Source organism: Brevundimonas sp. (genome assembly GCF_041648115.1).
In the GTDB taxonomy this organism is placed as follows: domain Bacteria; phylum Pseudomonadota; class Alphaproteobacteria; order Caulobacterales; family Caulobacteraceae; genus Brevundimonas.
Genome location: NZ_JBAZPR010000018.1, coordinates 64,875 through 73,611, shown reverse-complemented (window position 1 = coordinate 73,611; position 8,737 = coordinate 64,875). Strand labels below are relative to the sequence as shown.

Sequence of the window (8,737 nt, the reverse complement as noted above, 5' to 3'; positions counted from 1 at the left end):
CGTAGATGCCGATGGTGCCGAAGTCGATCGTGGTCGAGGCGTTGCCGGTGTAGTAGGCGCAGTCCGTCGACACAGCGCCCTTCAGGGTGAAGGTCGCGCCGTCAGCGTTCGAAGCCGTGCCGTTGTTCGCGGCCGAGCTGCCCGAGATGGTGATCAGCGAAGTGCTGCTGTTCAGGCCGGGGTTCAGCAGGTCAGCGACCAGAACGGCAGCCGTGTTGTTTGTGGTGTTCTGCAGGTTCACCGGGCCGATGAACGGAATGTTGACCGTCGTGTTGGTGGTCACCGAACCTTGATAGACGGTGTCGGCCATGGCGGGGGCGGCGATCAGAGCCAGCGCAGCAGCGCCAGCCATCAGGGAAGCGAACTTCTTCATTTCAGTCTCTCCAAGCGAATGATTTCGCGAAAAATAGTCGATCGAGGCGGCAGTCCCTCCCCGTCCGATCGGGATGGACTTAACGCTTCCTTAACAAGTCCGTCAACAGTAAAAAACGTTGTTAGCTATGATTACGCAACTATTCGCCTCTAAGGCGATAACACTACTTTTACTCAACTCAAGCAAAAGCCTATTCGCGCTCATTGAAGTAAACCAACAATTCTTCAGTGAAGGAACGAATGCTGTACGAAATCCTTCAGACGCGTGGCGTTACTGTCACCGTCAGGGTTTCCGTGTACTGCCCAGCCAAAAGACCCGCGCCCGCGGGTTGACGGGTCCGAAACTCGATCTTGCCGCCACCCGCGGCGATGCCGTCGCCGCTGCTCAGCATCCCGGTGTGGTCGGTGCTGCTGAAACTGGCCTGCACCATCCGCGGCGCGGGGCGCAGGGTCGGCACGGTCAAGGTTACGTCGTAGGGCAGGACGCCCGAAAACGGCCCCTCGCCTTGCGGCTTGGTGACATGGACCAGGCCGCCGCGCGCCGAGGTGACGCCTAGGTCGAACGGAACATTGCAGTTGAATCCGAACAGGGCCGTGGCGCGCTCGCCGCCCGTCAGTTCGCCGAAATCGATGTCGCCGCCGCCCTGGATCTCACAGCGCGGAACGATCTGGCCGGTGACGGTGACGTTCAGCGTCTTGCCGACGTCGAGGTTGTCGACGGCCGGCTTCGCCGAAGCCGACGATGCGGCGGCAATCAATACGGTTGCTCCCAGCACGAAGCAGGCGCGTCGATACGCGCGGAGTCGCAATGTTCTACCGTTCATTTCCCCAACCCCATTTCCGCCCAGAGGACGGTCCGCCAGCCCCGACGGATCGCCTCACCCCCTCCAAGAGTCATGCCATCCCGAATCGATACGTTCGGCGGCAAGCAAGCCTTGGTTAACAAATCGTTAACAGCGCCGCTCTACGCCTAAGATCGGCTTTACGCAACGAATTCTGCGACTCGCACCGTCAAGCCCTTGCTGTGTCGGCATTCAACCATAGGGCGACGGGTCGTTCAGCCTTCTCCAGAACCTCGCGACTCCGCCTCCATGCATCTCATCATGAGGGCGCCCCCGGCGTGTCCTAAGGGCAAGGCCGCGATAGAGATCTGCCCTACATGTGCCAATATGATACAGTTGAGAACCGCTAGCGATCACGTTGACGGATGATGCTGTTGTCTGCCTTGACGCTTGGAGACGAGAAATGCGCTTCGGTTGGCGCCAATCGGCCCAGCTACTTCGGCCACACGAACCTTTAACCGCACCGCGGATACAACCTGAGCGAGTTTATCGAGGTCGTCATGGGCAGGCACGGCTCCATCTCTCAGGCTAGGTTCCGGCGCGAAGGCGCGGCGGCGGTGGAGTTTGCGTTGGTGGGGCCGATCCTGGTGCTGCTGCTGATCGCCATCGTCGTCTATGGCGGCTGGTTCCTGATGGCCCAGTCGGTTCAGGCCCTGGCGTCGGAGGGGGCGCGGGCGGCGGTGGGCGGGCTGGACGCGGTCGAGCGCGACGGGCTGGCGCGGCGCGAGGTGACGGCGGCGGTGCGGGGCGTGGCGCTGGATCCCGATAGAATGACGATCGAGGTGGCGGAGGAGGCCGGGCGGCTGCGGGTCGTGGTGGTCTATGATTCCGGCGACAGCCTGGTCATGGCGCTGGGGGGCATGCTGCCGCGTCCGCCGGTCGTCATCCGGCGCTCGGCGGTGATCCATGTGGGGGACTACTCGTGAGCGCCTGGCGTAAACGCTTCGGCGCGGATCGGCGCGGGGCGGTCGCCGTGATCGCGGCCGTCGCGGGGGGCGTGCTGTGTATCGTCACGGCCGTGACCATCGATCTGGGCGTGCTGGTGCTGCACACACGACGGGTCCAGGGGGCGGCGGATCTGGCGGCCCTGTCGGCGGTTCAGAACCTGTCGCGGGGCGAGGCCGTCGTGCGCCAGGCGTCCTCTGCGACGGTCGAGGCCAATGTCGCGCCCGACGTGTCCGTGACGGTGGCGACCACGCTCGGCGTCTATGCGCCGGACCCGGCCAAGGCGCGCGAAGCGCGGTTCACGGCGGGCGGCGAGACGCCCAACGCCGTGCGGGTTCAGGTGACCAGCCGCGCGCCCCTGTTCTTCAGTCGCCTTCTGCTGGGCCGGGATCAGGTGCGTGTGACGCGGCGCGCGACGGCCTCGGCCTCGACCGGCGCCCCGCCCAAGGCGATGTTCTCCATCGGCTCTCGCCTGGCGCGGCTGGACGGCGGGGTGGCGAACCAGGTGCTGAGCGGCCTGACCGGCTCAAAGGTCTCGCTCAGCCTCATGGACTATCGTCGGCTGGCGGACCTGGACGTCAATCTGCTGGGTTTCACCGACGCCCTGGCGACGGATCTGGACATCGAGATCGGGGACTACGACCGGCTGCTGGCGACCGATGTCGATGCGGGTCGGGCGCTGAAGGTGCTGGAACGGCTGGCGGGCGGCGACGACGGCGGCGTCCTGGGCCGGCTGGCCTCGGCCTCGGTCGGAACGAAGGTGAAGCTGGGCGATCTGATCGGCGTAGAGGCCCAGTCGCCGCAAGGGATCCGCGAGGGGCTGGATGCGTCCGTCTCGGCCATGGACCTGGCCATGGCGATGCTGGAGGTCGGGGGCGGGGACCGCCAGATCGCGCTGAACCTGGGCGTGCCCGCCGGCCTGGCCGATCTGAAGACCAGCCTGGCCATCGGCGAACGGCCCAACCGTTCGCCCTGGCTGACGGTGACGGCGAACGGCCAGCCGATCATCCGCACGGCCCAGGCGCGGCTCTATGTCCGTGCACGGACGGCCCAGGCCCTGTCGGGTCTGGCGAAGGTCGAGCTGCCGATCCTGGTCGAGCTGGCGGCGTCCGAGGCGCGGCTGAAATCCCTGTCCTGCGATCCCGCGCGGTCGGTCGAGGTCGAGGTGCGGCCGGGCCTGGCGCGCGCTTCGATCGGCGTCGTGGACGAGACGACGCTGGACGATTTCAAGACGGGCCTGTCGCCGCGCCCCGCCACCCTGCTGTCGGCCCTGGGTCTGGTCGGCATCACCGGCAAGGCCGACATGGAGGCGGCCGATCCAGGCTTCAAACCCCTGAGGTTCGACGCCGCCGACATCGAGGCGCAGCGGATCAAGACCGTGGCCTCGCGTAGTTTCGCCAGCGGCCTGGTCTCCAGCCTGTTGGGCCGGCTGGACGTGGATGTGAACGTCGTCGGCCTGGGCTTGGGCCTCGGCGACCTGACCAAGGCTCTGGGCCGGCTGCTTGAACCGCTGGGCCCGGTGCTGGACGGCGTTCTGAACCCGGTGCTGGACGTGCTGGGGCTCAGGCTGGGCGAGGCCGACGTGGCGGTTCACGGCCTGTCATGCCCGAGCGAAGGCCGGTCGACGCCCCGTCTGGTCGGCTGAAGAAATCAGCCGTGCGCGGGGCGCAGGCCCTCGGCCGAGGCCTGCTGCACCGCCGGGCGCTTCTGACCGCCCGAGGCGATGATGCGGTCGATGCGGGCCTTTTCGGCGCGGAAGGCGGTCAGGTCGGCGCCGGCCAGTTCGGTGCCTTCCTGGGTGCGCACGCCGGCGGGATTGATCCGCTGGCCGCCGCGCCACAGTTCATAGTGCAGGTGCGGGCCGGTCGAGGCGCCGGTCGAACCGACATAGGCGACGATCTGGCCCTGGCTGACCCGCTGGCCGGCGCGAATGCCCGAGCCATAGCGCGACAGGTGGCCATAGCCGCTTTCCAGACCGTTGTTATGACGGATGCGCAGCCAGTTGCCATAGCCGCCCCAGCGACGGGCCTCGACCACCACGCCGTCGGCGGGGGAGACGATCGGCGTGCCGGTTCCGGCGGCGAAGTCGATGCCCTGGTGCATCTTCTTGTAGCCCGAGATCGGGTGGGTGCGGAAGCCGAAGCCCGAGGACACCCGGCGGAAGTTCTGCAGCGGCGTGCGCATCATGGCAGAGCGCAGGTTCTTGCCGTTGGCGTCGAAGAACTGGGCGTCTTTCGCGCCGGCCGGCTTGAAGCGATAGAAGGTGACGCCGCGCAGTTCGGCGTACATCAGGTCGCCCACGTCCACGGTGCGGCCGGCCTCGGTCACCTCACGGTCGAAGACCATGGTAAACTCGTCCGACGAGCGGATGTCGCGCTGCATGTCGAACTTGGTGGCGAACAGGCGGCTGGCGGAACGCACGATGGTGGCGGTGGCGCCCAGTTCGCGGGCGCTGGCGGAGAGGGACCGCTCGACGTCGCCCTTGAGCACCACGGTCTCGTGGGTGACTTTTTCTTCCAGCGAACGCAGGCGAAGGGCGCCGTCAAAGCTGCGCGACACGGTCAACTGGGACGCCGGGCCGGTGCGCATGGTCAGGCCGATCAGACGGGCGTCGCCCCGGCCGTCACGCGGCTTGGCGATGGCGGTCTCGAACTTCAGGCCGGCGCGCAGGTCGGCTAAATCGAAGGCGTTGGCGACGGTGGCGGCGACGGCGCTGGCTTCTTCCGGCGCGACGCCGGTGCGGGCGACGGCCTGCTCGAAGGTTTCGCCGCGGCGAATCTGGACGTTGACGGCCTCGGGCGCGGTCATGCCGGCGGGCGCGTTGGCGGAGGCGAAGGCCTGGGCTTCCATGGCGGCCATCTGGGCCGAGGTCAGCGCGGGAACTTCTTCGGCCTGAGCGGGTTGATAGGCTCTACCGGCGAGCATCGCCACCGAGATTGCCGCGACTGCAGTAAGCATGTGCGGCGCGAGCCGCATCGGCTGGCGGCGTGGGTCGAACTGAGCCATCGGTCCCCGTCGTATTGCGACGCCTGTGGCGCCAAAGCGTTACTCGTTCTCGAAGATCGCGCCGATCGCCCATGGCGCGAGGGCGGTCCTATACCTGTTCTGTCTCAGTTTGGGAAGACAGACTGTTACAAACGGTTAACATGCGGATCACAAACCGCAACGCGCAGCCAGGCTTCGACCCGCACGATGCCCCTTTATCGCCCAGCTTCACCGCCAAGGAACGCCCGCCGAACGCCGGCGGTCACGCTTTGATCTTGTGCTTGGGGTCAGGATGACGAAGGTGGTCGGCGACCTGTTTCAATCCCGCGATCGATCCGCTTGACCGACACCCCCGCCCAGACCTCCGCCCCAACGCCCAAGGGCCAGTCACCCAAGGCAAAGCCGCGTCGCCGCGTCCTGCGCGCTGTTGCTGTTGGGGTGCTGATCCTGGCGCTGCTGCTCGGCGTGGCGGCAGCCGTCCTCTATCTCAACCGGCGCGCAGTGGCGCGTGACGTTCTGGTCGGCTGGCTGGACCAGCGCGGCATCCAGGCCGATGTCGAGGTCGAGCGGGTCGAGATCGACGGCTTCGTCGGCCGCATCCGCATCGGCGATCCCAAGAATCCCGATGTTGTGGTCGAGCGGGCCGAGGTCGATTACGCGGTGGCCCTGCCGTGGTCCAGGACCGGCCTGGGCGTCACGCCCAGCCGCATCCGTCTGGTCCGGCCGGTGGTGCGCGCCAGCTGGAAGGGCGGGAAACTGTCGCTGGGTTCGCTGGACCCGCTGGTCAAGGAGTTCACCGGCGGCCCGCCGCGCCCGGATACGCGCGGGCCTCTGGTCATCGTCGAGGGCGGTCGCGGGCGACTGTCCACCGAATACGGAACCATCGACATTCTGGCTGACGCCCGGATCGACGACGGCAAGCTGATGCGGCTGGCGGCGCGCCTGCCCACGGCGGCGCTGAAGAGCGGCGAGATCGAGGCCCGGGGCCTGTCCGCGACGCTGGACCTGACCACCACGGGCGATCGGGTGGCGCTGCGCCTGCTGGCGGCGGCCGACGCCTTCACCACGCCCGCCGCGCGAGGGCAGGGGCCCAATCTGACCCTGACCGGCGACCTTCCCTATCCCGATCTGAAGACCCGGCGCGGCGACGGCCGGGTGGTTCTGGACGCCCGCCTGACCGGCGCGAGCCTGGGGACCGAAACCGTCGGCGCGCGTAACGCCGATGTCACGGCCCAGTTCGATGGCGTCGTCTCCGGCTGGATCGAGACCTTCCGTCTGGAGGGCGCCACGACCACGGCGTTGAAGGCGGCGGCGGTCCAGGGCGCGGACCTGCGCATCGCCGATGTCGCGGCGACGGCGCAGAACGCCAAACTGACCGTCTCGCGCGACAACGCCCTGCGCTGGAGCGTTGAGGCGCCCCTGTCCCTGACGGCCGCCTCGGGCCGGATGGGTCAGACGAATGTCAGCCGCCTGTCGCTGACCTCGCGCGCCCTGACCTTCGGCGGCAAGGACGCGGCCTTCGAGGCGACCGGCCCGGTGAGCGCGACCTTCGACCGCTTCGGCTTCGGCGACCTCGCCTTGAAGCGCGGTCGCGCCGACGTGAACCTGGATGTCGTCAGCGACGGCGTGATCCAGATCGGCGCCGACGGGTCGCTGCGCGCCGCCGACGGCGCCTGGCCCCTGTTCGGCCCGGTCGGTCCCGACGACATCGCCGAGCTGGCCGAGATGAAGCGGGCGCTGGGAAGTTTCGCCCTGAACGCCCCGGCGATCCGGTTCGCGACCGGCACGGCCGGAACCACGGTCGCCCTGGCGCGCCCCGTGACCCTGACCCCCGCCAACGGCGGCGTCCTGACGGTGGCCCAGGCCGGCGAGGGCGCCTATCAGGCCGAGCCGGGACGACCGGGCGGCGGCGCGCTGACCGTCACCGCAACGCGCGGCAAGGGCCTGCCGGAGATGACCGTCGCCGTGCCGAACTGGCGTCTGACCGAGACCGGGTTCGAGGCCACGCTGGACGGCCGCGCCCGTCTCGATTTCGACCTGGCGCGCGGCATCGACGCCCGGATGCGCGGCGTCCTGGCCATGACCGACGGGCGGCTGACCTATGCGACCCCGGACTGCGTGGACCTGACGGTCGAACGCTTGGAGCTGGACGAGAACGACGTGCATCAGGTCGCCGGCAAACTGTGCCCCGCCGGCGGTCCCTTGCTGACGTCAAAGGACGGCGTCTGGCGCGTCGTCGGCGCCTTTGACCAGGTCTCGGCCCAGGCGCCCTTCCTGGGCATGCGCTTCGCCGATGCGTCTGGCCGGGTCACGGTCGACGGGACCAAGGCGGGCGTCGGCCTGACGGCGAACGTCACGGCCGCCAAGGCCATCGACGCCCTGACCCCCGCCCGATTCGAACCCCTGGCCGCGACCGGCTCCGCGACCCTGGCCAACGAACGCTGGAGCGGCGCCTTCGACCTGAAGGGCACGCGCGAGGCGGCGGCGCATACGCTAGGTCGCCTGACCCTGGCGCACGACGGCCGCACGGGTTCGGGCGGCATCGTCATCTCCGCCCCCAATGTGACCTTCGCCGAACACGGCCTTCAGCCGGCCATGCTCAGCCCCCTGGCCGCTGACTTCCTCGCGTCGCCGGTGACCGGCTCCGTCAGCTTCGACGGCCGCTTCGACTGGACCAAGGACGCCGAGCCGACCTCCAGCGGACGGCTGGTCACGCCGGGCCTGGATTTCGTCAGCCCGGCCGGCGCAGTCAAGGGCCTGCGCGGCGACGTGGTGTTCAGCAGCCTGACGCCCCTGATCACCGCCCCGAACCAGAAGCTGACGGCCGACAGTCTGGCGGTCGGCACGGCGGTCACGGCCCTGGACGTGACCTTCTCGGTCAACGAGGCGGGCGTCCTGATCGACGGCGCCCAGGTCGTCGCCGGCGGCGGCACGGTCTCGGTCGAGCCCTTCACCGTCCCGCTGGACGCGACCCAGCCCTACAGCGGCGTCATCGTGCTGGACCGGGTGCAACTGGGCGATATCGTCGCCGACACCGGCTTCGACGACAAGGTCAAGCTGGACGCCGTGGTCTCGGGCCGTCTGCCCTTCATCATGGACCCCAAGACGGGCCTGCGGATCACTGCCGGCACCCTGGGCGCGGTCCAGCCGGGCCGGCTGTCGATCAAGCGCGAGGTCCTGACCGACGTCAATGCGGGCGGCGGCGGCGAGGAACTGCCCTCCGGCATGGTCGAGGATCTGGCCTATCAGGCGATGGAGGACCTGTCCTTCGACGTGCTCAGCGCCGATGTGAACAGTATGGACGGCGGCCGGGTCTCGGTGCTGTTCCACATTCGTGGCCGCCACGATCCGCCCCAGCGCCAGGAGCTTCGCCTGACGATCGCCGAGCTGATCAGCCGCCAGTTCCTGAACCGCAAACTGCCCCTGCCGTCGAACACCCAGATCGACCTGACGCTGGACACGACCCTGAACGCCAACCAGCTGATCTCGGACCTGCTGGCGGTCAATCGCGCTCGCCAGGGTCAGCAGGAGCCGGACCCGCCGACGACGCCGACCCCGGCGCCTGCCGATTGAACTTCACCATTCAGCGCGCG

General features: G+C 68.4%; 6 protein-coding genes. 3 read left to right on the top strand and 3 right to left on the bottom strand.

All coding sequences use genetic code 11. The features are described from left to right. Together WC597_RS15525 and WC597_RS15520 are read right to left on the bottom strand one after the other, a co-directional pair. Positions 1 to 373: hypothetical protein (locus WC597_RS15525; RefSeq protein ID WP_372694748.1), on the bottom strand; the 373-nt coding region annotated here is incomplete at its 3' end. Between the two features lie 256 nt (positions 374 to 629). Beyond that, the gene (locus tag WC597_RS15520; protein ID WP_372694746.1) at positions 630 to 1,181 is read right to left on the bottom strand and encodes a hypothetical protein; all 552 of its coding nucleotides are present in this window, start codon (positions 1,179 to 1,181) and stop codon (positions 630 to 632) included. 533 nt (positions 1,182 to 1,714) lie between these two features. Between WC597_RS15520 and WC597_RS15515 the strand changes: the two genes are divergently transcribed. Beyond that, on the top strand, positions 1,715 to 2,140 hold the full coding sequence (locus WC597_RS15515; protein WP_372694744.1) for a TadE/TadG family type IV pilus assembly protein: 426 nt from the start codon (positions 1,715 to 1,717) through the stop codon (positions 2,138 to 2,140). Continuing rightward, positions 2,137 to 3,804 carry a TadG family pilus assembly protein gene (locus tag WC597_RS15510; protein ID WP_372694742.1) on the top strand — a complete coding sequence of 556 codons (1,668 nt, stop codon included), beginning with the start codon at positions 2,137 to 2,139 and terminating at the stop codon, positions 3,802 to 3,804. The genes WC597_RS15515 and WC597_RS15510 overlap by 4 nt, the downstream gene beginning before the upstream one ends. Positions 3,805 to 3,809: 5 nt before the next feature. Here the strand turns inward: WC597_RS15510 and WC597_RS15505 are convergent, their stop codons facing one another. Beyond that, a complete protein-coding gene (locus tag WC597_RS15505; RefSeq protein WP_372694740.1) occupies positions 3,810 to 5,165 on the bottom strand; it encodes a peptidoglycan DD-metalloendopeptidase family protein in 1,356 nt (451 codons plus the stop codon). A 318-nt stretch (positions 5,166 to 5,483) separates the two neighbouring features. Between WC597_RS15505 and WC597_RS15500 the strand changes: the two genes are divergently transcribed. After that, a complete protein-coding gene (locus WC597_RS15500) occupies positions 5,484 to 8,717 on the top strand; it encodes a YdbH domain-containing protein (RefSeq protein WP_372694738.1) in 3,234 nt (1,077 codons plus the stop codon). Positions 8,718 to 8,737 lie beyond the last annotated feature (20 nt).